The organism is Haemophilus sp. HN_Hi10, assembly GCF_049821985.1.
Lineage (GTDB): Bacteria > Pseudomonadota > Gammaproteobacteria > Enterobacterales > Pasteurellaceae > Haemophilus > Haemophilus influenzae_D.
Genome location: NZ_CP187495.1, coordinates 711735 through 735715, shown reverse-complemented (window position 1 = coordinate 735715; position 23981 = coordinate 711735). Strand labels below are relative to the sequence as shown.

Annotated in this window: 26 protein-coding genes and 4 tRNA genes; 8 read left to right on the top strand and 22 right to left on the bottom strand. The window is 37.0% G+C overall.

Annotated features, from left to right (window positions below):
* Nucleotides 1-2: 2 nt before the first annotated feature.
* From der to dnaQ, 4 genes are all read right to left on the bottom strand, one after another.
* On the bottom strand, nt 3-1517 hold the full coding sequence (gene der, locus ACPT8Q_RS03720) for a ribosome biogenesis GTPase Der (RefSeq protein ID WP_050949022.1): 1515 nt from the start codon (nt 1515-1517) through the stop codon (nt 3-5).
* 419 nt (nt 1518-1936) lie between these two features.
* A tRNA-Asp gene (locus ACPT8Q_RS03715) sits at nt 1937-2013 on the bottom strand.
* A gap of 23 nt (nt 2014-2036) precedes the next feature.
* A tRNA-Asp gene (locus ACPT8Q_RS03710) sits at nt 2037-2113 on the bottom strand.
* Between the two features lie 87 nt (nt 2114-2200).
* Nucleotides 2201-2971 (bottom strand): DNA polymerase III subunit epsilon, encoded by a 771-nt coding sequence (gene dnaQ / locus ACPT8Q_RS03705; protein WP_050949021.1) that lies wholly within the window; start codon nt 2969-2971, stop codon nt 2201-2203.
* A gap of 60 nt (nt 2972-3031) precedes the next feature.
* On the opposite strand from dnaQ, the gene rnhA reads away from it, so the two are divergent.
* Nucleotides 3032-3496, top strand: a complete 465-nt coding sequence (gene rnhA / locus ACPT8Q_RS03700) for a ribonuclease HI (protein WP_050949020.1) — start codon at nt 3032-3034, stop codon at nt 3494-3496.
* 256 nt (nt 3497-3752) lie between these two features.
* Nucleotides 3753-4841 (top strand): porin, encoded by a 1089-nt coding sequence (locus tag ACPT8Q_RS03695; RefSeq protein WP_050949019.1) that lies wholly within the window; start codon nt 3753-3755, stop codon nt 4839-4841.
* Nucleotides 4842-5194: 353 nt separating this feature from the next.
* On the opposite strand, the gene ACPT8Q_RS03690 is transcribed toward ACPT8Q_RS03695, so the two are convergent.
* The 5 genes from ACPT8Q_RS03690 to ACPT8Q_RS03670 form a co-directional block, all read right to left on the bottom strand.
* The gene (locus ACPT8Q_RS03690) at nt 5195-6010 is read right to left on the bottom strand and encodes a metal ABC transporter permease (protein WP_050848875.1); all 816 of its coding nucleotides are present in this window, start codon (nt 6008-6010) and stop codon (nt 5195-5197) included.
* Entirely contained in the window at nt 6003-6851 is an 849-nt protein-coding gene (locus tag ACPT8Q_RS03685; protein ID WP_021035645.1) for a metal ABC transporter permease, read from the bottom strand. The genes ACPT8Q_RS03690 and ACPT8Q_RS03685 overlap by 8 nt, the downstream gene beginning before the upstream one ends.
* A 3-nt stretch (nt 6852-6854) precedes the next feature.
* Nucleotides 6855-7775, bottom strand: a complete 921-nt coding sequence (locus ACPT8Q_RS03680; RefSeq protein ID WP_005669098.1) for an ATP-binding cassette domain-containing protein — start codon at nt 7773-7775, stop codon at nt 6855-6857.
* A complete protein-coding gene (locus ACPT8Q_RS03675; protein WP_005669100.1) occupies nt 7775-8656 on the bottom strand; it encodes a metal ABC transporter substrate-binding protein in 882 nt (293 codons plus the stop codon). Before ACPT8Q_RS03675 ends, ACPT8Q_RS03680 begins: the two co-directional genes overlap by 1 nt.
* 361 nt (nt 8657-9017) lie before the next feature.
* Nucleotides 9018-9896: a D-alanyl-D-alanine carboxypeptidase family protein gene (locus tag ACPT8Q_RS03670; RefSeq protein ID WP_005669102.1), complete on the bottom strand. Its 879-nt coding sequence runs from the start codon at nt 9894-9896 to the stop codon at nt 9018-9020.
* Nucleotides 9897-10142: 246 nt separating this feature from the next.
* Between ACPT8Q_RS03670 and ACPT8Q_RS03665 the strand changes: the two genes are divergently transcribed.
* The 6 genes from ACPT8Q_RS03665 (at nt 10143) to ACPT8Q_RS03640 (ending at nt 15944) form a co-directional block, all read left to right on the top strand.
* Entirely contained in the window at nt 10143-11294 is a 1152-nt protein-coding gene (locus tag ACPT8Q_RS03665; RefSeq protein ID WP_042599461.1) for a bifunctional tRNA (adenosine(37)-C2)-methyltransferase TrmG/ribosomal RNA large subunit methyltransferase RlmN, read from the top strand.
* A gap of 99 nt (nt 11295-11393) precedes the next feature.
* Entirely contained in the window at nt 11394-11933 is a 540-nt protein-coding gene (gene pilW / locus ACPT8Q_RS03660; protein ID WP_005649140.1) for a type IV pilus biogenesis/stability protein PilW, read from the top strand.
* A gap of 71 nt (nt 11934-12004) precedes the next feature.
* The gene (locus tag ACPT8Q_RS03655) at nt 12005-12916 is read left to right on the top strand and encodes a RodZ domain-containing protein (RefSeq protein WP_042599460.1); all 912 of its coding nucleotides are present in this window, start codon (nt 12005-12007) and stop codon (nt 12914-12916) included.
* An 8-nt stretch (nt 12917-12924) separates the two neighbouring features.
* Nucleotides 12925-14031, top strand: coding sequence for a flavodoxin-dependent (E)-4-hydroxy-3-methylbut-2-enyl-diphosphate synthase (gene ispG, locus ACPT8Q_RS03650; protein ID WP_021035647.1), 1107 nt, complete (start codon nt 12925-12927; stop codon nt 14029-14031).
* Between the two features lie 9 nt (nt 14032-14040).
* The gene (gene hisS, locus ACPT8Q_RS03645; protein ID WP_021035648.1) at nt 14041-15312 is read left to right on the top strand and encodes a histidine--tRNA ligase; all 1272 of its coding nucleotides are present in this window, start codon (nt 14041-14043) and stop codon (nt 15310-15312) included.
* 17 nt (nt 15313-15329) lie between these two features.
* A complete protein-coding gene (locus ACPT8Q_RS03640) occupies nt 15330-15944 on the top strand; it encodes a YfgM family protein (protein ID WP_005691752.1) in 615 nt (204 codons plus the stop codon).
* 50 nt (nt 15945-15994) lie between these two features.
* Here the strand turns inward: ACPT8Q_RS03640 and iscX are convergent, their stop codons facing one another.
* The 13 genes from iscX to pal form a co-directional block, all read right to left on the bottom strand.
* Nucleotides 15995-16189: a Fe-S cluster assembly protein IscX gene (iscX, locus tag ACPT8Q_RS03635; RefSeq protein WP_005659903.1), complete on the bottom strand. Its 195-nt coding sequence runs from the start codon at nt 16187-16189 to the stop codon at nt 15995-15997.
* Nucleotides 16189-16530: an ISC system 2Fe-2S type ferredoxin gene (gene fdx / locus ACPT8Q_RS03630; protein WP_005656373.1), complete on the bottom strand. Its 342-nt coding sequence runs from the start codon at nt 16528-16530 to the stop codon at nt 16189-16191. Before fdx ends, iscX begins: the two co-directional genes overlap by 1 nt.
* A gap of 39 nt (nt 16531-16569) precedes the next feature.
* The gene (hscA, locus tag ACPT8Q_RS03625; RefSeq protein ID WP_021035649.1) at nt 16570-18429 is read right to left on the bottom strand and encodes a Fe-S protein assembly chaperone HscA; all 1860 of its coding nucleotides are present in this window, start codon (nt 18427-18429) and stop codon (nt 16570-16572) included.
* A gap of 17 nt (nt 18430-18446) precedes the next feature.
* Complete coding sequence (locus ACPT8Q_RS03620; RefSeq protein WP_050949018.1) at nt 18447-19133, bottom strand: DUF2625 domain-containing protein; 687 nt, start codon at nt 19131-19133, stop codon at nt 18447-18449.
* Between the two features lie 50 nt (nt 19134-19183).
* A complete protein-coding gene (gene hscB, locus ACPT8Q_RS03615) occupies nt 19184-19708 on the bottom strand; it encodes a Fe-S protein assembly co-chaperone HscB (protein ID WP_050949017.1) in 525 nt (174 codons plus the stop codon).
* A 12-nt stretch (nt 19709-19720) separates the two neighbouring features.
* Complete coding sequence (gene iscA, locus ACPT8Q_RS03610) at nt 19721-20044, bottom strand: iron-sulfur cluster assembly protein IscA (RefSeq protein WP_005649164.1); 324 nt, start codon at nt 20042-20044, stop codon at nt 19721-19723.
* 57 nt (nt 20045-20101) lie between these two features.
* On the bottom strand, nt 20102-20482 hold the full coding sequence (gene iscU, locus ACPT8Q_RS03605; protein ID WP_005654861.1) for a Fe-S cluster assembly scaffold IscU: 381 nt from the start codon (nt 20480-20482) through the stop codon (nt 20102-20104).
* Nucleotides 20483-20541: 59 nt separating this feature from the next.
* Nucleotides 20542-21756: an IscS subfamily cysteine desulfurase gene (locus ACPT8Q_RS03600; RefSeq protein ID WP_050847277.1), complete on the bottom strand. Its 1215-nt coding sequence runs from the start codon at nt 21754-21756 to the stop codon at nt 20542-20544.
* A 68-nt stretch (nt 21757-21824) separates the two neighbouring features.
* On the bottom strand, nt 21825-22277 hold the full coding sequence (gene iscR / locus ACPT8Q_RS03595; protein WP_005659892.1) for a Fe-S cluster assembly transcriptional regulator IscR: 453 nt from the start codon (nt 22275-22277) through the stop codon (nt 21825-21827).
* 52 nt (nt 22278-22329) lie between these two features.
* The gene (gene trmJ / locus ACPT8Q_RS03590; protein WP_050949016.1) at nt 22330-23055 is read right to left on the bottom strand and encodes a tRNA (cytosine(32)/uridine(32)-2'-O)-methyltransferase TrmJ; all 726 of its coding nucleotides are present in this window, start codon (nt 23053-23055) and stop codon (nt 22330-22332) included.
* Nucleotides 23056-23171: 116 nt separating this feature from the next.
* Nucleotides 23172-23247: transfer RNA gene (locus ACPT8Q_RS03585), tRNA-Lys, on the bottom strand.
* 23 nt (nt 23248-23270) lie between these two features.
* Nucleotides 23271-23346: transfer RNA gene (locus ACPT8Q_RS03580), tRNA-Lys, on the bottom strand.
* 154 nt (nt 23347-23500) lie between these two features.
* Entirely contained in the window at nt 23501-23962 is a 462-nt protein-coding gene (gene pal, locus ACPT8Q_RS03575; protein ID WP_005652235.1) for a peptidoglycan-associated lipoprotein Pal, read from the bottom strand.
* Nucleotides 23963-23981 lie beyond the last annotated feature (19 nt).

The window sequence follows — 23981 nt, the reverse complement described above, 5'->3', positions numbered from 1 at the left end:
ATTTAACGTTTCGCTTTCTTAATAAACTTCATCAAACGTTTACGTTTACGCAATTGGTTCGGAGTAAGTTTATTTTTACGCCCCGCAAAGGGGTTCGCCCCTTCTTGGAAAAGAAGACGAATGGGTGAGCCAATAATTTTTAAGCTCTTACGATAATAATTAGATAAATAACGTTTATAAGAATCGGGTAATTTATCCATTTGGTTACCGTGAACCACAATAATCGGCGGATTATAACCACCTGGATGGGCATATTTTAATTTAATGCGACGACCGCCAATCATCGGGGGTTGATGCTCGTCCGTTGCCATTTGCAAAATACGAGTTAAAAGCGAGGTTGTCATTTTTTGAGTGGCACAAGCATAGGCTTCTTTAATCGAATCAAAAAGATTACCTACACCACTGCCGTGCAACGCAGAAATAAAATGCACGCGAGCAAAATCAATAAAATCTAAACGACGATCAAGCTCAGATTTCACACGATCTTTCACATCTTGATCCAAACCATCCCATTTATTCACGACGATCACTAAAGAACGACCTGCATTTAAAATAAAGCCGAGCAAAGATAAATCCTGATCAGAAATGTTCTCTCTCGCGTCAATAGTCAATAACACAACATTAGCATCTTGGATCGCTTGTAAGGTTTTAATCACAGAGAATTTTTCCACTGCCAAATGCACCTTACCGCGTTTACGCACACCAGCCGTATCAATCAAGGTATATTGCTGCCCATCACGCTCCATTGGAATATAAATACTGTCACGTGTCGTGCCCGGCATATCGTAAACCACTACACGATCTTCGCCTAAAATACGATTGGTTAAAGTGGATTTACCCACATTTGGACGACCAACAATGGCTATTTTGATATTTTTATCTTGTTCTTCTTCAAGTTCTTCGTCTAACGCCTCATCAATCAATGCCGTATCTTCTTCTGAATCAAAATCGAATTCCTGTTCCCATTCGTCTTGTTCTTCCTCAGAAGTGCGGTCATTTTCATCGGCGTTTTCCATTTGTTCCGCAAACGGTGCAAGCACTTGTTCCATTAATTGAGTAACACCACGACCTTGCGAAGCAGCGATTTGCTCAATTTCCCCTAAACCTAACTGATAAAATTCAGCACAATGGGAATCCGCATCAATACCATCGGTTTTATTTGCCACCACCACAGTAATTTTGTTTTGACGTTGGCGTAAGTAATTCGCAATACCAATATCAGCTGCCGTTAAACCAGCTCGCGCGTCCACAAGGAAAAGAACAATATCGGCTTCATCAATAGCAAGCAAAGATTGCTCCGCCATTTTTTCTTCTACGCCCTCTTCCGTTCCATCAATACCGCCAGTATCAATAACAATAAAATCATAGCCAGCAATATGTGCGTGACCATATTTTCTATCACGAGTTAAACCTGGAAAATCAGCGACTAACGCATCTCGTGTACGAGTAAGGCGATTAAATAATGTGGATTTTCCCACATTCGGGCGACCAACAAGGGCGACGACTGGAGTTGCCATAAAAAATCTCTTATTTTGTCAAAAATGGCGGCTATTATATCGGAAGTTAAAGGATTGGTAAAAAATGATTTCATAAAGAAAAGAAAAAGCCACAGGATACAATCCTATGGCTTTCTAAACACTGTTTATTTATCTATAACTTAACGTTATAATAATCTCGCTTTCAAGAATACAACTTGAAAGCGAGTGTTGCGCTTTTTCGCAACGTTTGAAGAGGATAAGAAAATGATTAAACTCATTATCCTTGTTGTCGTTTTATTATTAGTGAGCCAGCACGCTTACTAATAAGACAACATACTAGGGAGTATGCAGCTCCCTAGTTCTTCAAATCTTAAAAGTTTACTTTATTTTTGTCAAGGATGAAGCAAATTTCAGATACAAAAAAAGCACCATTAGGTGCTATCTTTATTTATCTTAATTGGCGGAATGGACGGGACTCGAACCCGCGACCCCCTGCGTGACAGGCAGGTATTCTAACCAGCTGAACTACCACTCCGAGATAAGATATTAATTTTAAATTGGCGGAATGGACGGGACTCGAACCCGCGACCCCCTGCGTGACAGGCAGGTATTCTAACCAGCTGAACTACCACTCCGCTAAGTGGTGTGCATCTTAATGATGAACACAAATCTCGTCAATCTTTTTTTATTAAATTTTACTTACCTGCTTAAATTCCAAACGATTAATGAACATTGTCATTGCCAAATCGTTTATCCCAAAGACAATTATTTCCACTTTTTTTATTAATCATCTTTAATAATTCTAAATGCGCTTGTAGCTCATCATCAGTAGGTTGAAGTAATTTTAAATTGTGTGCAAAATCTACCGCACTTTTTATTTCTTCTGCCACTGTTTCTTGCACAACATGGATAACTTCAGACTCAATCGATTCTTCTTCATCGAATAAATTTGTTTGCCCCCCCGTCATCATCAAATAAACATCCGCCAAGATCTCGGCATCCAGTAACGCACCGTGCAAAGTACGTTTGCTATTATCAATACCTAAACGATCACAAAGTGCGTCCAAATTATTACGTTTTCCAGGATACATTTGACGCGCCATTTGTAGCGTATCTGTCACCAAACAAATATCGTCAGTTTTCACATTGAGGTCAAGTTTACGAAATTCATAATCCATAAATCCAACATCAAAGGGCGCATTATGAATAAGCAATTCCGCACCATTAATATAATCCAAAAAATCTTGGGCAATTTCTTTGAATTCAGGTTTATCCGCTAACATTTCATCGGTTATGCCATGAACTTTAATCGCATCAGGATCAACAGAGCGATCTGGCTTAATGTAAATATGGAAATTATTACCTGTGTAACGACGATTTATTAATTCAACTGCACCAATTTCAATAATGCAGTGTCCTTCATAATGCGCGCCAAGCTGATTCATACCTGTAGTTTCCGTATCTAACACAATTTGGCGATTGGGATTAATCATTTGTTCAACCTATCTCTTTCCATTAAAATACTTGCCATTCTACACAACAACCTTTTTGTTATGCAAAAACAGATTGAAATTTTTACTGATGGCTCTTGTTTAGGTAATCCAGGTGCGGGCGGAATTGGTGCCGTATTGCGTTATAAACAACATGAAAAAACACTCTCCAAAGGCTATTTCAAAACTACCAATAATCGAATGGAATTACGCGCTGTCATTGAAGCATTAAATGCATTAAAAGAACCTTGCTTGATCACGCTTTATAGTGATAGCCAATATATGAAAAATGGCATCACAAAATGGATCTTTAATTGGAAAAAAAATAATTGGAAAGCAAGTTCTGGAAAGCCTGTAAAAAACCAAGATTTGTGGAAAGCCTTAGATGAATCCATCCAACGTCATAAAATTAATTGGCAATGGGTGAAAGGACACGCAGGGCATAGAGAAAATGAAATTTGCGATGAATTAGCAAAAAAAGGGGCAGAAAATCCCACGGAGGAAGATATGGGGTACATAGAAGAATAATACAACTGATATAACGTCATATTTTTCGATACCTAAAATATTTATAGGTAATACTTAAACCTAAAACAGAATAAAAAACAATCAAATTCATTTGAAAAGTGTGATCTCGATCAAATTTCAAGAAAATTAAAATTTTGGAGTATTGACATCAAAATTTTTTTTTGCAAAGATGCAGCTCGTCTATTTTGGCGATTGGACAATTCTATTGGAGAAAAGTTCAATCATAGATAGTAAACAACCATAAGGAATACAAATTATGAAAAAAACACTTGCAGCATTAATCGTTGGTGCATTCGCAGCTTCAGCAGCAAACGCAGTTGTTGTTTATAACAACGAAGGGACTAAAGTAGAATTAGGCGGTCGTTTAAGCGTTATTGCGGAACAAAGCACTAACACTGAAGATGATCAAAAAAATCAACACGGTACATTACGTAATCAGGGTTCACGTTTCCATATTAAAGCAACGCATAACCTTGGTGACGGCTTCTATGCACAAGGTTATTTAGAAACTCGTTTTGTTTCAGATTACACTAAAAAGAAGTCAGATCACTTCGCTGATATTGCAACCAAATATGCTTATGTTACTTTAGGAAATAACACACTCGGTGAAGTAAAACTTGGTCGCGCAAAAACTATTGCTGATGAAATTACAACCGCAGAAGATAAAGAATATGGTCTTCTCAACTCTAAAAAATATATCCCTACTAATGGTAACACCGTTGGCTATACTTTTAATGGTATTGATGGTTTAGTATTAGGCGCTAATTATTTATTAGCACAAGAACGTGATGTAAAGACAGTTCCAGCCGTTGGGACGAAAGCTGGTGAAGTAACTGTAGGTGAAGTCAGTAACGGCATTCAAGTTGGTGCAAAATATGATGCTAACAACATTATTGTAGGTATTGCTTACGGTCATACAAATTATAAAGAAGGGACTAAAACAGCAGCAAACGCAAAGAAAAAAGAAGAAGTAAATGGTGCTTTAGCTAGTTTAGGTTACCGTTTTAGTGATTTAGGCTTATTAGTCTCTCTAGATAGCGGCTATGCAAAAACTAAAAAAGATAAACACGAAAAAAGCTATTTCGTATCTCCAGGTTTCCAATATGAATTAATGGAAGATACTAATCTCTATGGTAACTTCAAATATGAACGCACTTCTGTAGATCAAGGTAAGAAAGAACGTGAACATGCTGTGTTATTCGGTATAGATCATAAACTTCACAAACAAGTATTAACTTACATTGAAGGTGCTTACGCTAGAACTAGAACAACTGAGGCTAAGGATACAGAAGTAAAAACTGAAAAAGAAAAATCAGTGGGTGTAGGTTTACGCGTTTACTTCTAATTATTTGTTAGAAGGAAGGCATACTTAAAAAAGCGAATCGAAAGATTCGCTTTTTTGTTTGTTCTAAAATCGAATAAAACAATCTAAAGTCTTTTTTAAAATAGTTAAAACAGTAGATATTAAAAAGTACACTGCGTTGAGTTTATCGTTATTAATTTTGATGTTTCTCTTTTAAGCAAAATTTTTGTGAGGGTAATCATTGAACCGTTACTATAAGGATTTAATATTAGGAACATCAAATAAGATAAAGAATGACTTATATAAAATAAATACCTTGTGGAAGTTGAAAGAATATTTCATCGAATAAAAACGGCACAAACAATTAGCTTGCACCGTTTTCAAAAGATAGGAAATCATATTGTTCTAATCTTGCTATAAGCTAATGCTATAACAAAAAATGCGGCTTGCAGAAGAATGATACAAGCACCAGTTGAGGCATCAAAATGATAGCTCAATATTACGCCAATTAGACTTGATGTAATGGAACTGACAATAGCAATCCATAGCATTTTATCAAAAGATTTAGTAAGCGTAAGTGCGGTAATTCCTGGCGCAATTAACATTGCCACCACTAAAATAACACCGACCACTTGCATCGTGCTTACAATGGTTAAAGCAAGTAGAATTAATAAACCATAATGTAAAATTTTAGGAGAAAGCCCTGCAACACGGGCGTGGCTTGGATCAAAACAATAAAGCAAAAAGTCTTTACGTTTAAAGACAATCAGACAAAAAATTATCGCAGAAATGACCGCACTTTGAATAAGCTCTTGATAACTTACACCCAATACATTACCAAACAAAATATGGGTTAAATGCTGTTCTGTTTGAATTTTGGTAAACATAACCAAACCAATGGCAAACATTCCAGAAAATACAATGCCCATTGCAGTATCTTCTTTTATGCGACTATTTTCTTTTAAATATCCCACACCAAGGGAGCAAAAAATACCTGAGCAAAATGCACCAATGGCTAAAGGAATTCCTGCCAAATAAGCGAGTACAATACCAGGTAATACAGCGTGAGAAATGGCATCGCCCATTAATGACCAACCTTTCAAGACTAAATAGCAAGAAAGTAATGCACAGATAATAGAAACAATCAATGCAGTCAATAAGGCATTTTGCATAAACTCAAATTGTAGCGGTTCTAAAAGCCAATCAAACATTTTCTACCGCCTTTTTATTACGTGTGAGTAAGCCATATTTTGGTGAAAATAAGAAAGCGACTAAAAACAATAATGTTTGCAATGTCACAATCACACCGCCAGTGGCACCGTCTAAATAATAGCTAATATAGACCCCAACAAAATTTGTCACTGCGCCTAAAATAATAGCGATGATTGACAAAGTTTTGAATTTATCAGTGAGTAAATATGCCGTTGCGCCAGGGGTAATAACCATCGCAATCACTAAAATAGCACCCACAGTTTGCAATGCAGCTACCACACAAGCACTTAATAAAGTAAAAAATAAAACCTTATAAAATAATGGCGAAAGCCCTACTGTTCTTGCCTGTGTTTCATCAAAAAAGATCAGTAATAAGTCTTTCCAGAACAATAAAAGCAATACTAAACAAACACCGATAATAATTGCGACTTGGTAAATATCTTCATCAGCAATGCCTAAAATATTACCTAAAATGATATTGTGCACATTTACTGCGGTTGGATTTAAAGAAATGAGCAATAGACCTAATGCAAAGAAAGTACTGAAAATAAACCCGATAATGGCATCTTCTTTCAGTTTAGAAATGGATTTAATCCAAAGAATAGAAAGTGCGGCAAAAATACCTGCAAAAAATGCACCAAGTGCATAAGGCAACGCAAAAGCATAGGCAATTGCAACACCAGGCACAACGGAATGAGAAAGCGCATCGCCAATCAAAGACCAGCCTTTAAGCATTAAATATGAAGACAAAAAAGCACAAATGCCACCCACTGCGGTACTCAAAATCATCGCCTTGAGCATATAATCATAGGAAAAAGGTTCGAGCAATAAATCTAACATTACCTAATCCCTCTTATTTTTAACCGCACTTTTATAAGGGCAATCTTCAAAATGGCAATCCTGTGTTGTTGGCGCAGGTGGATCTTGCTTAGTTTCGCCATAGAATACAACGGCTTTTTCATCATCTGTTAAGACGGTAACAGAACGTTTATCTTCATCATTATGTAAATTTTCGCCCAATAATTTAATATGACGTAACACCCCACCAAATACAATTTCCAAATTATGTTGGTTAAAGGTATCTTCTGTTTTTCCTGCGGCGATGACCGTGCGATTAATCATTACCACTTGATCACAAAAATCAGGAACAGAACCTAAGTTATGAGTTGAGACAAGAATCAGATGACCTTCTTCTCGAAGCTGTTGAAGAAGATCAACTATGGCATTTTCAGTTTTCACATCAACGCCAGTGAAAGGTTCATCCAATAAAATAATTGGACTTTGTTGTGCTAAAGCGCGGGCTAAAAACACGCGTTTTTTCTGCCCGCCAGATAACTCGCCAATTTGACGATGCGCAAGATGCTCAATATTTACTCGCTGCATCGCCTCTTGAACTTTTTGTTTATCAATCGCTTTGGGGATACGAAGAAAATTCATATACCCATAACGCCCCATCATCACGACATCATACACTGACACTGGAAATTGCCAGTCCACTTCTTCTGATTGTGGTACATAAGCAACCAAATTACGTTTCAGTGCTTGGGAAATTGGCAAATCACAAAGTTTAATTTCACCTTGTTGTGGCTTCACAAGCCCCATTATGCTTTTAAATAATGTGGACTTGCCACTGCCATTCACACCCACTAATGCACAAATAGTTCCACTATTGAGTGAGAACGTCATATTGTGAATTGCAGTATGACCATTGTTGTAACGAACAGTTACATCATTAACCCAAATTGATGTCGAGAAAGAGTCCATTATTTTCCGAATCCTTTAACAATGGTTGATACAGTAACGTTAAGCAAATCAATATAAGTTGGCACAGGGCCGTTTTTCGCAGAAAGTGAATCAACATACAACACACCGCCGTATTTTGCGCCACTTTCTTTGGCTACTTGTTGTGCAGGTTTGGCTGAAATTGTACTTTCACTAAACACAACAGGAATATTGTTTTTACGAACTAAATCAATCACTTTACGCACTTGTTGTGGTGTGCCTTGTTGTTCAGCATTGATTGGCCATAAATAACCTTCTTTTAAATTGTAATCTTTCGCCAAATAACTGAAAGCACCCTCACTTGTTACAAGCCAGCGTTGCTCTTCAGGAATTTGTGCTAATTTTGCACGAAGCGGTTCATCAAGTTGTTTAATTTTTTGAGCATAGTCAGCGGCATTTTTTTCATACACAGCTGCATTTTGTGGATCGTATTTCACTAACGCATTCTTAATATTTTCAATATAAATTAAAGCATTAGATGGCGACATCCAAGCGTGTGGATTAGGCGCATCTTTATACGGGCCTTCATAAATAGATAATGGTTGAATACCTTCTGTTACTACCACAGCAGGTTTATCTTTAACATTTTGGAAGAAACGCTCAAACCAACGTTCCAAATTTAAGCCGTTCCATAAAATTAAATCGGCAGATTGTGCTTTTACAATGTCTTTTGGCGTTGGTTCATATTCGTGAATTTCAGCACCTGGTTTGGTAATAGATTCCACTGTTGCTGCATTGCCTGCCACATTTTGCGCAATATCTTGAATCACGGTAAAAGTGGTGACGACTTTAAATTTTGCGTTAGCTTGCATTGCAAATAAACCAAGTGCAAGTGCGGTCATAATTTTGAATGAATTTCGCATAAGATGTCCTTATTTAAAAAAGATAGATTGAATGCCTGAATAATTGTTCAACAGCACAACAATTATTCATCGGAAATAATAGTACTACTTTTTATGTTGTTTTGGAATGGAAATGATTATCAAAATGATAAATTTATTTATAATTATTCCATACAAAATGTATTGCTTTTATGAAAAAAGCATAAAACAAAAAATTTTCTTAATCATACAAGCAATAAAGGTATTTTCTGTCATTAGAATGACTTTTTATCAAATTAAGTCTAGAATATTGAAATTATTATAGATTTACCTTTTGAGAATAAAATATGAAAAACGCGAGATAAAACAAACTGTTATCTCGCGTTTTTTATGTTTATGAACATTATTTTGATAATTGCTGAATTAGCGTATTAAATCCCACTTCATCATAGCCATCTTCATATTGAGCTTCTCCAGCTACATCACGAATTGTTCTTCCATTTAATGCTGTGCAGCCGAATTTTTCTAATTTGCTTTTAGTAAAGCTAGAACGATACGCAGAGGAAGTGTTATTTAAACTAATTACGCCAATAGTTGCATTTTTGCATAGGTGTTTATTAATGAAAACGAGATTATAACCAGACTCTTGAATGTAGCCCGTTTTATTCACTGCCGCATCAAAGATTTCATCACGCACTAACTTATTAGTATTTTTAATATAAAGTTTGTGTTTCCCTGCTTGGATATAAGTTGCATTAAGATTAGATAAACGTTTAATGTCCGATTTATTTAATGAATATTTAGCGAGTTTAACCAAATCCATCGGGCTGGAAATATTATAGCTAGATAACCCTGAACTATCGTGAAAACGAGTAGAATACATGCCAAGTTGATGGGCTTTTTCGTTCATTTTATTAATAAATTGGCGACGACTTATTCCCGCTGCACGAGAAAGCGCGTGGGCAGCATAGTTATCAGAATGGACAAGCATTGCTTTCAATAATTCGTTACAAGAGATAGGAATATTTTTAGGTAATTTTGTTCCTGTACCTTTAATTCGATCCGTATCCTCTTTTGTGATTGCGATTCGACAATTAGGATTTTTATTATTCTCTAAAAATACATTAGCCGTCATTAATTTTGTTACAGAGGCAATAGGCTGAATACTATCAGGCGCATGGCTTTCCAACACTCGATTATGGGTAAAATCATACACAACATAAGACTGTGCCAGCGCAAAAGAAGGACACAAAGATAAAATAAATAAAGCTTTTTTAAACATTATTGGTCACCTTAAAAAATAGGCTGATATTTTACCGCACTTTTTCCGCTGTAATTGAAAATATTTGCGATCTAGATCGCAAAAAAGTGCGGTAAGATTTTCCATCGTTTTTCAATTCCGCTAGATTATGCGGCGACAAATCTGTACAATCGCCGTTCATTTTTTAATTGCGAATTTTTCGTTGTGAGTTTTTGATAAAAACACCTGCACAATGCTATCGCCACAATGTGTAATAACGAGGCTAAAATGTCAGAATTATTGTCAGTGCAATCAGATGCACCCGCTAAAAAAATTAATCTAATGGATTTAACGCGCCAACAAATGCGCGAATTTTTTAAAGAACTCGGCGAAAAACCATTTCGAGCAGATCAGTTAGTTAAATGGATTTATCATTTTGGCGAAGATAACTTCGACAATATGACAAACATTAATAAAAAATTACGTGAAAAACTTAAGGCGGTTGCAGAAATTAAAGCCCCAGAAGTTGCCGTTGAACAGCGTTCAGCCGATGGCACGATAAAATGGGCAATGCAAGTGGGCGAGCAGCAAGTTGAAACTGTGTATATTCCCGAAGCAGATCGCGCGACGCTTTGTGTATCTTCCCAAGTTGGCTGTGCCTTAGCTTGTACATTTTGTTCAACAGCACAACAAGGATTTAATCGCAATTTAACGGTTTCAGAAATTATCGGTCAAGTATGGCGAGCCTCTAAAATTATTGGTAACTTTGGCGTAACTGGCGTTAGACCCATTACAAATGTGGTAATGATGGGAATGGGCGAACCCTTATTAAATGTCGCAAACGTTGTTCCTGCAATGGAAATTATGTTAGATGACTTTGCTTACGGTTTATCAAAACGTCGTGTCACTTTATCAACTTCTGGGGTTGTGCCAGCACTAGATAATTTGAGCAAAATGATCGATGTGGCACTGGCAATTTCATTACATGCACCAAATGATGAATTACGTGATGAAATTGTGCCAATCAACAAAAAATATAATATCAAAACCTTGATTGACTCAGTAAATCGTTATTTAAATGTATCAAATGCAAACCACGGCAAAGTGACGATTGAGTATGTGATGCTCGATCATGTAAATGATGGCATTGAACACGCTCATCAACTTGCAGAAGTATTAAAAAATACACCTTGTAAAATTAATTTAATTCCGTGGAATCCGTTCCCAGAGGCACCTTATGCAAAAAGCTCGAATACGCGTATCGACCGCTTCCAAAAAACATTAATGGAATATGGCTTTACCGTGATTATCCGTAAAACCCGTGGCGATGATATTGATGCGGCTTGCGGACAGCTAGCTGGAGATGTGATCGATCGTACTAAACGTACGGCAATGAAACGCCAATTTGGACAAAATATTGGGGTAACAGAAGTTAATTAATATTCTAGGCATGTGAATTAATCAAGTTCACATGCCCTATGTTTTCATACAAATTAAAGCATATTAAATATTTCGACTGCCCCTGTTAAAAGGAGAAAAATGCAAACAATAAGTAAACAACTAAGTGCGGTTATTTTCCCTTTCATTTTTTCTGCCTGCGTTTCACAATCTGCGTCTAGCTTAGATCATCAAGCTGCCGCCAAAGCGCGAGTGGAACTCGCTTTGAGCTATCTTCAGCAAAATAATCCTCAACTGGCTAAAATCAATTTAGACAAAGCACTTCAACACGATAAAAATTACTATCTCGTACATTCAGCACTTGCACATTATTATCAACAACAAGGGCAAATAGAAAATGCCTTTCGTGAGTATGAAATAGCCGTAAAACTTAATCATAAACAAGGCGATGTACATAATAATTTTGGTACGTTTCTATGTAGTCAAAAGAAATTTGAGCAAGCCCAGCAACAATTTGAATTAGCCCTTAATTCGCCGAATTATTATCATCAAGCAGATACATTTGAAAATATCGCGCTTTGTGCTTATTCCGCGAAAAAAATGGATATTTATCAGCAAACATTAGAAAAATTACGTCAAATCGATGGAAAACGTGCGGAAAAATTCAATAGCCTAAAATAAAGCATTGCCAAATCAAGTATTGGACTTTAAAATTTAGCCCTTATTTACCGCCTAATTATTTGATTAAATTTATGAATCCAACTACTGAGCAAGTGCTTTCTCCTGGTGAGATTTTTCGTCAAACACGCGAAGCCTTAAATCTTTCTCTTGAAGATGTCGCTAAAGAAATCACGCTACGCCCTTCTATATTAGAGCAACTTGAAAATAATGAATTTATTCAAAAATCAACGCCTTCTATATTTGTCAAAGGTTATGTTCGCAGCTATGCAAAATTCTTACGTTTGCCAGATTCTGTGTGGGAAAATATTGTTTTTGCTGAAACCGAAAAAAATGATTTAGGGAAAAATGCACGTTCAACCCGTGCCGTTAATCAATATTCTTCTCACAATCGTTGGATCGGGCGTTTAACCGCAATAGTATTCGTGATTGTAATTGGTATGACTGGGCTTTGGTGGTGGCAAAGTTATCAACAAAATACTCAAGAACGCGATGATTTAGTGCAAAGCTATGTTGCCTCTACCGAAAACAATCAGCCTGCCACCGCTCTTGTGACAACAGAAGAAAGTAATAAATCTGCACCAGAAACAGCAGCACCAGTCTCACAACCAGTAGAAATAACAAATAATGTGTTACCAGAAATAGCACAAGAAAATAGCGTTTCACTACTCAAAAACGATGAAAAATCAGTTTCAGACATTCAAAGTGCGGTCGAAAATCCAAGTATTTCTCCAACGTTACCTATAGCAAAAGGCGATTTAATGATTGAAATTTTGACAAATAGCAGTTGGATTAGTGTAAAAGATAACGCCCGTCACGTATTAGCACAAAAAGAATATAAACAAGGCGAAATATTAACCTTTAATGGCAATGAATTTTCATTAATTGTAGGCGCACCAAGCAATGTGCGCATCACTTACAAAGGCGAGAATTATCCTCTTAAAGTGGATGGTCGCGTAGCAAAATTCAAACTTTCACAACCTTAGGAAAAATAATGTCAGCTTTTCAGCCAACTATTAAGCGTCGTGAATCGACAAAAATTTATGTGGGAAATGTACCAATTGGTGGGGATGCACCGATTGCCGTGCAATCAATGACAAATACTCGCACTACTGATGTGGAAGCGACAGTTGCTCAAATTAAATCATTAGAACGTGTTGGTGCAGATATTGTTCGTGTATCTGTTCCAACAATGGATGCTGCAGAAGCATTTAAACAAATTAAACAACAAGTGAATGTCCCGCTCGTAGCAGATATTCATTTCGACTATCGTATTGCGTTAAAAGTCGCAGAATATGGCGTGGATTGTTTACGTATTAATCCTGGCAATATTGGTCGTGAAGATCGCATCCGTGCCGTTGTTGATTGTGCTCGTGACAAAAATATTCCGATTCGTATTGGCGTAAACGCTGGCTCTTTGGAAAAAGATCTGCAAGAAAAATACGGCGAACCAACACCAGAAGCATTATTAGAGTCCGCATTACGTCATGTAGAAATTTTAGATCGCCTAAATTTCAACCAATTTAAAGTGAGCGTAAAAGCCTCCGATGTATTCTTAGCGGTCGAATCTTATCGTTTACTGGCTAAAGCAATTAAACAACCTTTACATTTAGGCATTACAGAAGCAGGTGGCGCACGCGCTGGTGCAGTAAAATCTGCGGTGGGTTTAGGAATGTTATTAGCTGAGGGCATTGGCGATACGCTGCGCGTTTCTTTGGCGGCAGATCCTATAGAGGAAATCAAAGTCGGTTTTGATATTTTGAAATCTTTAAGAATTCGCTCTCGTGGCATTAATTTTATTGCTTGCCCAACTTGTTCTCGCCAAGAATTTGATGTGATCGGCACAGTAAATGCACTAGAACAACGCCTTGAAGATATTATTACACCAATGGATGTATCGATTATCGGCTGTGTAGTGAATGGTCCTGGCGAGGCACTCGTCTCCGATCTCGGCGTAACGGGTGGTAACAAAAAAAGCGGTTATTATCTTGACGGCGAACGTCAAAAAGAGCGTTTTGATAACGAAGATATAGTGAACCAATTAGAAGCAAAAATTCGTGCGAAAATCGCACGACAAGATCCAAAAAACAGAATTATTTAAGGAAAGCTCGTGGCAAAAACAATTCAAGCAATTCGTGGTATGAACGATTGCGCCCCAACAGAATCTCCATTATGGCAATGGATTGAAGCACAAGTACGCAATGTATTAAATAGTTATGGCTATTCGGAAGTGCGTATGCCAATTGTAGAAAGCACGCCATTATTTGCGCGCGCAATCGGCGAAGTAACTGATGTTGTCTCAAAAGAAATGTACACATTTTGGGATAACAATGAACAATTAACCTTACGCCCTGAAGGCACAGCAGGTTGTGTGCGAGCAGCCATTGAACACGGTTGGATCTATAATAATGAACAACGCTTATGGTATATCGGGCCAATGTTCCGTCATGAACGTCCACAAAAAGGGCGTTACCGTCAATTCCATCAAGCAGGTGTTGAGGTATTCGGTATTGCAAATCCAGAAATCGATGCAGAATTAATCATGCTTACCTATCGTTTATGGAAAGCATTAGGTATCGATCAATATGTTACACTTCAACTTAACTCTATTGGTTCTTTAGAAGCACGAGCAAATTATCGTTCTGCGTTGGTTGGATTCTTAGAAAACCATCAAGATTTAATGAGCGATGAAGAAAAAGATCGCTTGGTAAAAAATCCATTGCGTATTTTGGATACCAAAAATCCAGAATTACAAAAAGTATTGGATAACGCGCCAAAATTACTTGATTATCTAGATGATGAAAGCCGTGAGCATTTTGAACAATTATGTTCATTATTAGATGCTGTTGATATTCAATATGAAATTAATCCTAAACTCGTGCGTGGTTTAGATTATTACAACAAAACTGTATTTGAGTGGGTAACCTCTGCTCTTGGTGCACAAGGTACCGTGTGTGGCGGCGGTCGTTATGACGGTTTAGTGGAACAACTTGGCGGACACGCAACGCCAAGCATCGGATTTGCGATGGGATTAGAGCGTTTAGTCTTGTTGGTACAAGAAGTTAATCCAAATGTTCCTGTTAAAAGTGCGGTGGATATTTATGTTGTTTATCAAGGCGAAGGCACAACATTAGCCGCTTTTGAATTAGCGGAAAAAGTACGCTCAGAATTACCGCACTTAAATACTATGTTGCACTGCTCTGGTGGCAATTTTAAAAAACAATTTAAACGTGCAGATAAATCTGGTGCAACATTAGCATTAGTTATCGGCGAAAGCGAAGTCCAAAATAAACAAGTCGTTGTTAAACACTTACAAGGTGGTGCAGATCAGCAAACCTTAGATTTAGTGAATATAATCGACTATATTCAAACTCAATTTTAATTTAAAAGGGGAAAAATATGGCTTATTCCATTGAAGAAGAACAAGAGATTAACCAGTTGAAAGAGTGGTGGAAAGAGAATGGCAAAACAATTATTGTCGCCTTTATCTTAGGTGTGGGCGGTATGTTTGGATGGCGTTATTGGCAAGCCCACCAAGCAGAACAAATCGCTCAAGCCTCCGCACAATATGATGCTTTAATTAATTCTGTGCAACAAGACGAACAGGCTAAAAAAGCAAATATAGAACAATTTGTGCAAGCTAACAGCAAAACGGCATACGCTGTCTTTGCTTTGTTAGATGAAGCGAAAAAAGCCACTGAAAAACAAGATTTTTCAGCAGCAGAAGCAAATTTAAACCAAGCATTAACCCAATCTCAAGATGAAGTATTAACATCTATTGTTGCATTACGTCTAAGTGCGGTGCAATTTCAATTGGGTCAATTAGATAATGCTTTAAGCACATTAAACCAAGTGAAAGGCGAAAGTTTTAATGCTCGCAAAGCGATTTTAACTGGCGATATCCAAATTGCAAAAGGAGATAAAGTTGCGGCGAAAAACAGCTTTGAGCAAGCACAACAAAGTGGTAGCCAATTAGAACAACAAATGGCAAAAATGAAATTAAACAACCTTTAAAAAATAATACCCGCATCAAAGTGCGGGTATTTTTTCAATCAAATTTCTGATTATTCAAATTCATCTAACCATTTTAATAAAATAGCCTCAAGAATTGATTCATTTGATTTATTCGGATCATCGTCAAAATCTTCAAGTTCACAAATCCATTTATGTAAATCAGTAAAACGAACGGTTTTTGGATCTAAATCTGGATTACGATCGTAAAGTTCTTCTGCAATTAATTGGGCGTCTGTCCATTTCATTAGTGAGCAGCCTCATTTGCGTGATTAAGGTTATATTTTGGAATTTCTACCACAAGATCTTCATTTCCCACGACACATTGACAAGATAAACGGCTATCCATTTCTAATCCCCAAGCCTTATCTAGCATATCTTCTTCTTGATCACTCGTTTCATTTAAAGAATCAAACCCTTCACGAACAATCACGTGGCAAGTTGTACAAGCACAAGAACCATCACAAGCATGATGAATTTCTACTCCCGCATTGTGAGCAACTTCTAATAAGTTATCTCCTGTTGCAGCATCAACGACCATACCTTCAGGACAAAAATCTTCATTAGGTAAAAAAATCACTTTTGGCATAATACTTTCCTCAAAATTATTTAATATCTGACCGCAGTTTTACGGTTTTTCAATATCTGACAAATTTTTGCCTGTCAAAGCTTTATTAATCGATGCATTCATTCGACGTGCTGCAAATTCTTGGGTAGCAGTATCCAAGGCTTTAATTCCTTGTGCAATTGCATCGCGATCTGAACCTTGTTTTACATCCATTAATTGTTTTAACACAGTTTCAATATGATGAAATTCATCTGTGCTAAGCAATTCAGCCCCATCTGCTTGTAACGCAACAATTACGCTTTCAATAACACGATCTGCTTCCACACGCTGCTCGGCTAATTCACGTGCTTGCAAATCTTCTTGCGCATTATCAAAAGAGGATTTAATCATTGCGGTTACTTCTTCATCAGTTAAGCCATAAGATGGTTTAATTTGTATTGAAGACTGTACTTTTGTCGATTTTTCCATCGCTGTAACGCTTAATAAACCATCTGCATCCACTTGATAAGTCACTCTAATATGGGCTGCACCCGCTGCCATTGGCGGAATACCTCGTAGAGTAAAGCGTCCTAAAGAACGACAATCATCCACTAGCTCTCGTTCGCCTTGTAGCACATGAACAGTCATTGCCGTTTGTCCATCTTTGAAAGTAGTAAACTCTTGCGCACGAGCTACAGGAATTGTTGTATTACGTGGAATAATTTTTTCCACTAATCCGCCCATCGTCTCAATGCCTAAAGAAAGTGGTACAACATCAAGCAATAACATATCAGAATCAGTTTTATTCCCGACTAAAATATCTGCTTGAATTGCAGCACCAAGTGCCACAACTTTATCAGGATCGATTGAGGTTAATGGTGTTTTACCAAAAAACTCGCCAACTTGTTCTCTTACATAAGGCACACGAGTTGAACCGCCAACCATTACCACCGCTTGCACTTCTTCGGATTCCACATTGGCATCTTTCAATGCCCGACGACAAGTTAGCAATGAACGTTTTACAAGCGGATAAATTAATTCATTGAATTGTTCCCGCGAAATTTCTACTGAAAAATCTTGCCAAGAAATAACCGCACTTTTTTCATTAGTCAAAGTAATTTTAGCTTGGTTAGCAAGGGTTATTAACTCACGCTGTTGATTTGCTGTTTGTGGTTTTAGCTTAGTTTGTTCTATTACCCAATCTGCAATTAAATGATCAAAATCATCTCCACCTAATGCAGTGTCTCCCCCCGTTGCTAAAACTTCAAAGATACCTTTTGATAAGCGTAAAATTGAAATATCAAATGTGCCACCGCCTAAATCATAAACCGCAATAATGCCTTCCTGCCCACTATCTAATCCATAAGCGAGTGCAGCTGCAGTAGGTTCATTCAATAAACGTAATACATTTAGCCCTACTAAACGCGCAGCATCTTTAGTGCTTTGACGTTGAGCATCATCAAAATAAGCAGGAACTGTAATCACAACACCAGAAAGTTCTCCGCCAAGGCGTTGTTCGGCAATATGATTTAAACGCGACAAAATATCTGAAGACACTTCAATTGGACTTTTCTGCCCTTGTGCTGTAACAATTAAAGGTAATCCATTTTCACTTGCTACAAATTCATAAGGCAAACTAGGATAACGAGATTGCACATCTGCAAGACTTCGACCAATTAAGCGTTTGACTGAAATCACTGTATTTTGGGGATCAAGTGATGCTTGTTCAAAAGCTTCCAAACCAACTTTCTTTTCTGCAACGCCATAATGAACAACTGATGGTACAAGACTACGATCTTGTTCATCATTAAGAATCACGGATTTTCCACTACGCACAGATGCTACTAAAGAATTAGTTGTTCCCAAATCAATTCCTACCGCCAAACGATGTTGGTGTGGAGCCGCTGTTTGTCCGGGTTCTGCAATTTGTAATAATGCCATATACTTTTTTCTACTAGTTATGCGGCGGAATACGCCAAATCAAATTTATTTTTTTCTGCAAAGCTTGCTTGGTAATGGGTTTCAATATTGACTTCCTGTTTTTGGCGTTCATCAATTGCTATTTTTCTGTCTTGGTTTAAATCAGGCGTGAATACAAAAATTTGATTACCATCTAATTGTTTTACATCATCTTGCCAATTTTGCCAAAATAGTCCTTGATAAAAGGCCTCTAAATCGCCATTCAATGCCCAAGCTAAAAATTCTGTGTAAGTAAAATTTAAATTATGCCAAGTAAGATCTTTTGACGAATAGTAATAAATTTTGCCAATATTATCGCCTAACGAACCACCATTTAACGCAAAATAACCACCAATCACATCATCTGCAACTAATAAATATTTTGGTTTTTCGCCTGACTCACTAAAAGATTTACTGAAATTCCAATCCATCAAGCCACGCGGTAATTTAAAACTTCCAGAACCTAAAATACGTAACCAACCATAATGAATTAAAATTCCACCTGTTTCATAGATTACTGCGCCCATTGGCGAGGATGTTGGCATTTGCATAGTAAAAAGCTCACGCTCCGCACTAGATTGATCTTTTTTAATTACTTCACAATGATTGCGAGCGTTATCAATCCATTGGGAAATGGTTATCCAAGCAGAATGTTCTGGACTAGTGAGCTGTTCAAGAGTTTGCATAGTGTTATTTATTCACATCTCGTAGGGGCAAATTACATTTGCCCCTACATTTAATCTAATTCAAAAATTCGTTCTTCCACACGCTCAATTTCTCCAGAAAGTTTACGGGTAAAACGTAATTTATCACAGTATTGAGATGCTCTCGCCCATTGTTCAGATTTCAAACTCTCAAAAAGTGCGGTCAATAATAATTGAGTTTCTTGTTTAATTTCTTTCGCAAAAGCATTTAATGCTCTTTCATCTTGCTGGCTTTCAACTTCTTCTAATTGTTCTCGCCACTGTAACTGTTGCATTAAAAACGCCACATCTTGCGTGCTTTTTTGTTCAAGATCTAACTGCTCGCCAGTATTAAGAGCAATGATCGCTTCAGCTCGCAAAATTGGGTCTTTTAACGTTTTTAAGGCATCATTCACTTCGGTTGATTTTTGCATCGCAACACGTTGTTCTAAAGCACTACTTGAGACAAAATTATCTGGATGTAGAGCCTTTTGTAATTTTAAATAATGTGCATTTAGCACTTTTTCATCCAGCTGAAAATCAACGGGTAAATCAAAAATTTGAAAAGGATTTAACATCAGATTATTACCTTAAACGTGGAAACTTTCGCCACAACCACAAGATTCTTTTACATTTGGATTATTATATTTAAAGCCTTCATTTAGGCCTTCTTTTACATAATCCAGTTCAATGCCATTGAGATAAACGAGACTTTTTGGATCGACAATAATATTAACACCGTGCTGCTCAAAAACTTGATCTTCTGAATTTAAAACATCTACAAACTCAAGTACATAAGCTAAGCCAGAACAACCTGATGTTTTCACACCTAAACGTAATCCAATACCTTTACCACGATTATCCAAAAAGGCTTTCACTCGCTGAGCTGCTTTTTCTGTTAATGTAATACCCATCTATCCCCCAAACACCGCTAAAAGTGCGGTCAAAATTGACCGCACTTTTTCACATGATTAGCCTTGTTTTGCTTTATAATCAGCAATTGCTGCTTTAATTGCATCTTCTGCTAAAATAGAGCAATGCACTTTCACTGGCGGTAATTCTAATTCTTCAGCAATTTGGCTATTTTTAATAGCCCCTGCTTCTTCTAAAGATTTGCCTTTTACCCACTCAGTAATTAATGAACTAGATGCAATCGCAGAACCACAACCATAAGTTTTGAATTTTGCATCTTCAATAATGCCATTATCATCTACTTTGATTTGTAGTTGCATAACATCACCACAAGCTGGCGCACCGACCATTCCAGTACCAACATTGCTATCTTTTTTGTCCAATGATCCCACATTACGTGGATTTTCATAATGATCAATTACTTTTTCGCTATAAGCCATTTTAACTTTCCTTTTTTCAATTCTAGTGAATGCCATTGTCAGATAATGGCAACTAAATATTAGTGAGCAGACCACTCAATGGTATTTAAATCAATACCTTCTTTAAACATATCCCATAATGGCGATAATGCACGAAGTTTTTCTACCGCACCTTTCATTAAATTAATTGTGTAATCAATTTCTTCTTCAGTAGTATAACGACCTAATGTGAAACGAATTGAACTGTGTGCCAATTCATCATTTAAGCCAAGTGCGCGCAATACATAAGATGGCTCTAAGCTAGCAGATGTACAAGCAGAACCAGAAGATACAGCAATATCGCGCAACGCCATCATTAAGGATTCGCCCTCAACATAGTTAAAGCTAATATTTAAATTGCTATCTAAACGATGTTCCATTGAACCATTTACATAAGTTTCTTCAATATCTTTTAAGCCATTATATAAACGATCACGAAGAGCTTTTAAACGTGGCATTTCGGTTACCATTTCTTCTTTTGCAATGCGATAAGCCTCTCCCATTCCTACGATTTGATGAACAGGTAATGTACCTGAACGCATACCACGTTCATGACCACCACCATGAATAATCGCCTCTAAACGTACACGAGGTTTACGACGAACATACAATGCACCAATACCTTTTGGCCCGTAAAGTTTATGGCTAGACATCGACATTAAATCAACAGCTAATTCTTCCAAATTAATTTCAACTTTACCAACACTTTGCGTTGCATCCACATGGAAAATTGTTTTATTTGCACGACAAAGCTCACCAATAGCTTTAATATCTTGTAACACACCAATTTCATTATTAGCGTGCATAATTGAAGCTAGAATTGTATCTGGACGAAGCGCAGCTTTGAATTTTTCTAAATCAATTAAACCATCAGCTTCTGGAGACAAATAAGTGACTTCAAAACCTTCTCTTTCTAATTGACGGCAAGTATCTAACACTGCTTTATGTTCAGTTTTACAGGTAATAATGTGTTTACCTTTAGTTTGATAGAAATGTGCCGCACCTTTAATTGCGAGGTTGTCAGATTCTGTTGCGCCAGAAGTAAAGACAATTTCACGAGAATCTGCGCCAATGAGATCAGCGATTTGATTACGTGCAATATCAACAGCTTCTTCTGCTTGCCAACCAAATTTATGTGAGCGAGAGGCTGGATTGCCAAATGTGCCATCGATGGTTAGAAACGCCATCATTTTTTTCGCAACACGTTCATCGACTGGACAGGTCGCTGCGTAGTCTAAATAAATAGGTAATTTCATTTTCACTCCTAAATTATGCTAAATATAACCGCACTTTTTTTATTTGAAAAATATCCGGCTTATCCTTTTTATTGATTAACTAACAAATTATTAAAATCACGATGAGATTGACGCTTTACATTACGCTTATTTACCAGCTCAGCTAAGGTAATCTCGTTTAAAAAACTTTCAATACGTAAACTTAAATCTTCCCAAAGTTCGTGAGTTAAACATTCCACACCATTTTTACAATTTTCGCGCCCCAAACATTTCGTTACGTGAATATTTTCATTTACTGCTGCAATAATCATTCCTACAGAAATTTGTTCACTTGGTAGCCCTAACTGATAACCCCCTCCGGGTCCGCGAACACTTTTAACTAAACCGTCTTTACGTAATTTAGCAAAAAGTTGCTCTAAATAAGATAAGGAAATATGTTGGCGTTCAGAAATATCCGCAAGGCTTACAGGCCCGCCATCTGCATTTAAAGCAATATCCAAAACGGCTGTAACTGCATAACGACCTTTTGAAGTAAGTTTCATAAAGAATCCCTAAAAATTAATGGTGCAATACTTACATATCTGACTAATTGAGTCAATTATCCTCATTTGTTAAATCAATTCGTTTTTCAACCGCACTTAGCATGCCATTTAAAATATTTAATTCGTTTTTCTCTAATTTCGCACGATAGTATAAACGCTTTAATTTACGCATAACTCCTTGATTTTGAATAAATCCAAGAGATTGATATATACGTTCTGTGTGGTCAAAAAAATAAGCTAACTGATCTGCTGTTGGATAGTTTTTCTCTATTAAAGAAAGTGAATTTTTCTTATTATTTTGAACTAAGAAAGCCATACGCAATTCATAACTTACCAACTGCACAGCCATTGCTAAATTTAAAGAAGAATAATCAGGATTAGCTGGAATATTCAAATGATAATGGCATTTCAACAATTCTTCATTAGTTAATCCAATACGTTCACGTCCAAACACAATAGCTATCTTGCCTTTATCTGCGATCACTTTATCTGCACATTCTCTCGGTTCAATTAAGGTATTTTGCAAATGACGTAAACGCGCACTTGTTCCAATAACTAACGAACAATTTTTTACTGCATCATCAAAACTATTTACAATCATTGCATTTTTGACTACATCTTCTGCCCCTGCAGAAAGTGCATAAGATTGCTCGTCAATAGATTTTGGCGATACAAGACAAAATTGATTCAATCCCATCGTTTTCATTGCTCTAGCCGCAGAACCAATATTACCGCTATGAGAAGTTTCAATTAAAACAATACGAATATTTTCCAACATAATGATGCCCGACTAAAATTTAGGGATATTCTACCACAATAACCGCTAAAAATAGTCAAGAATTTAAGCAAATTAAAGAAATTTAAAATATTAGAGATGAATAATAAAAATAAGAATGGTGGGTTGTGAGAGGCTCGAACTCTCGACCGACGAATTAAGAGTCCGCTGCTCTACCAACTGAGCTAACAACCCAACTGGACAACTAAATCAGAGAGTGGTGGGTCGTGAAGGATTCGAACCTTCGACCAACGGATTAAAAGTCCGCTGCTCTACCGACTGAGCTAACGACCCACTGTGTTGATGAGTTAATGATAACGCATTTATTTTAGAATCAAAAGAATAAATTCATTCTTTCAAGCTAATTGGTTAAATTACAAACGATGAAAACAAAACAGGATCCAATAAAAAATGGATCCTGTTTTTCAAGTATTAGAAATACCAAGAATTAGTACGCTAACACTGCACGACGGTTTTTAGAATATGCAGCTTCATCGTGACCTAATACTGCAGGTTTTTCTTCACCGTAAGATACTGTGCCTAATTTACCAGCATCAACACCTTTACCTGCTAAATAACCTTTAACTGCATCTGCACGACGTTGTCCTAATGCGATGTTGTATTCTGGTGTACCACGTTCATCAGTATTACCTTCTACTAATACTTTAGCAGCTGGCGTTGCATTTAAATATGCTGCGTGCGCATCTAAGATTTGAACGTATTCACCGGTGATGTCGTATTTATCAAAACCAAAATATACGGTGTTGTAACGTTGTTGAAGATCAGCAACAGAGTATCCGCCAAAAGTTTGAGCAGCACCATTGCCTGCAGCATCGTTGTTAGAGGAACTACAAGCCGCTAATGCAGCTACAGAACCTGCAACTAATAATGATTTAACAAATTTGTTCATTAGATTTCTCCTAAATGAG